The sequence below is a fragment of the Methanobrevibacter sp. genome (genome assembly GCF_045577275.1).
Lineage (GTDB): Archaea > Methanobacteriota > Methanobacteria > Methanobacteriales > Methanobacteriaceae > Methanobrevibacter.
On sequence record NZ_JAZNIB010000266.1, the window covers coordinates 1 to 1,647 of the forward strand.

The window sequence follows — 1,647 nt, forward strand, 5'->3', positions numbered from 1 at the left end:
AGAATATATCTTGGAGAGAACTTATAATAGGTATTAAAATTATTAATGTTTATTAGTATATTATAATAATAGATATTTATTATAATATTTATTCTTTTTTTATTTTCATAAGATTGTTAATAAATTTTAACTTTTTTTAAATATTCTATAAGGAGTAGTTATTATGGAAGATTTTTTACAATTGGCAGAAGAGAGATATTCAGTTAGGCATTACTCTCAAAAGGAAATTGAAAGTGAAAAATTAGATAAAATATTAAAAGCGGCTCAAATTGCACCTACTGCTGCAAATTTCCAACCTCAAAGGATTTTTGTTTTGAAAAGTGAGGAAGCATTGGAAAAAGCAAGATCAGTTACTCCATACTGTTTCAATGCACCTATAGTTCTATTGATTTGTTATGACAAAGATGTTTCTTGGAAAGCGGTAGATGGTCATGATTCCGGAGTTGTTGATGCTAGTATCGCAATAACTCAAATGATGCTTGAAGCATGGGATTTAGGTATTGGATCCGTTTGGGTAAGAGGTTATGATAAAAGAGTTTTAGATGAAGTCTTTGATTTGCCTTCAAATTTGGAATCAGTAGCTCTTCTTCCTATAGGTTATCCATCTGAAAAAGCAAGACCTGCTCCTCCTCATTCAAGAAAATTCCCTATTGAGCATTTTGTTGAAGAGCTTTAAACACTTACTCTATTTTTTTTTTAAATTTTGTTTTTTATTTTAATTTATTTTATTATTTCTTTTCTCTTTTTTCACTTATTTTTTTAAATATTTCATGGACTTTATCGTATCCTCTTTTGTAAAACGGACAAGCTTTTATGCATTCAGTGCATCCTTGACTGCATCCAATACAAATATTTTCATTGAACTGCACTTCATCATCCAAGTAGCTTAAAGCTTTTTCAGGACATTTTCTAATACAGGAATTGCATGTTTCGCAGTATTCCTTAATCCAAGAATGTTCATTTGTCTCAGTTATAGGCAAATTCTGGATGTTGACTAATATGGCAGATATTTTTTGTCTAGGTCCGAATTTTGGTGAAATCAATAAACCACTTTTTCCTATAAATCCCATATTCGCCCTTTCAGCTAATTTTGAAAAGTCAATCTTTTCTTCACGGGGGTGGGCAACGAAAGTTTCGTATCCATTTTCTCTAAGATAGTCTGAAATGGAGTAAGTCAATTCTCCAAAATTTTCATATAGGTCATTGTTTAGGTCTTGCGCTTCAACGCCTGCTCCAGCATCCAATATTTTCTGAGGCATTTCATGGGAAATAACGATAGCGGAATTAAAGTCAAAATTATAGGTGTGCAGGAATAAATCGTCGATTCCATTAACATATCCGATATCATATTCATCTAAGCATTCTTCAAAATCCTCAAGGAATTCCTTTGTAATTTCATATTTAGGATCTTCAGGATTTTCAACTTTTGAAGTGTCTGGGAATGTCAAGTCATCTCCACAGCATGCATTCACTTCACTTGCTTTTACAAGCACATCTTCTACCAAACCATCAAAATTCCACCCATCACTCATCAGCAACACCCACATGAACAATTGCATTTTAATTCAAAGCCAAATTTCCTTAAAAACATGGTGTAGTCATATTCTAATAATGTATCTTCCTTTACAAATGACATGATTCCAATTT

2 protein-coding genes are annotated in these 1,647 nt (G+C 31.9%); one reads left to right on the top strand and one right to left on the bottom strand.

What is annotated here, in order from left to right; all coding sequences use genetic code 11:
• Positions 1–163: 163 nt before the first annotated feature.
• Entirely contained in the window at positions 164–676 is a 513-nt protein-coding gene (locus ACKI67_RS07825) for a nitroreductase family protein (protein WP_407462934.1), read from the top strand.
• 52 nt (positions 677–728) lie between these two features.
• Here the strand turns inward: ACKI67_RS07825 and ACKI67_RS07830 are convergent, their stop codons facing one another.
• Positions 729–1,532: an epoxyqueuosine reductase gene (locus ACKI67_RS07830; RefSeq protein ID WP_407462935.1), complete on the bottom strand. Its 804-nt coding sequence runs from the start codon at positions 1,530–1,532 to the stop codon at positions 729–731.
• Between the last annotated feature and the right edge of the window lie 115 nt (positions 1,533–1,647).